Source organism: Mesorhizobium sp. M7A.F.Ca.ET.027.03.2.1 (assembly GCF_003999175.1).
Lineage (GTDB): Bacteria > Pseudomonadota > Alphaproteobacteria > Rhizobiales > Rhizobiaceae > Mesorhizobium.
On record NZ_RZOM01001859.1, the window covers coordinates 1 to 496 of the forward strand.

1 pseudogene is annotated in these 496 nt (G+C 63.3%); it reads left to right on the forward strand.

Annotated features, from left to right (window positions below):
* Positions 1-107 precede the first annotated feature (107 nt).
* Positions 108-496: pseudogene (locus tag EN750_RS38475) on the forward strand (protein translocase subunit SecDF); the annotation flags it as partial.

Here is a 496-nt window from a genome sequence, read left to right on the forward strand (position 1 = left end):
TCGCCGATGTGCGCGTCAAGGGCGAGCCGGTGGCCAACCAGAACGCCAAGAAATAATCCAATTTTAGGCGGAGCGATCCGCGGACACGCTCTGACGGACGACGCCATATGCTGTATTTTTCGCGCTTCAAGATGATCCTGATCTGGGTGGCCGTGGCCATCACAGTGATCCTCGCCGCGCCCAACCTGTTCTCCGCCAGCACGCTGGCGCAACTGCCCAGCTGGGTGCCGAAGCGGCAGATGACGCTCGGCCTCGACCTGCAGGGTGGTTCGCACATCCTGCTGGAAATGAACCAGAACGATCTGATCAAGGACCGGCTGGAGACGACGCGCGATGAAATCCGCACGCTGCTACGCGACGCCAAGATCGGCTATACCGGCCTTGCCGGCACGGGGCGGACCCTGCAGGTCCGCATCACCGATCCCGCCCAGATCGATGCCGCCAAGACGGCGCTGAAGACGCTGACCGATCCGGTCGCTGCCGGCCTGTTCACCGG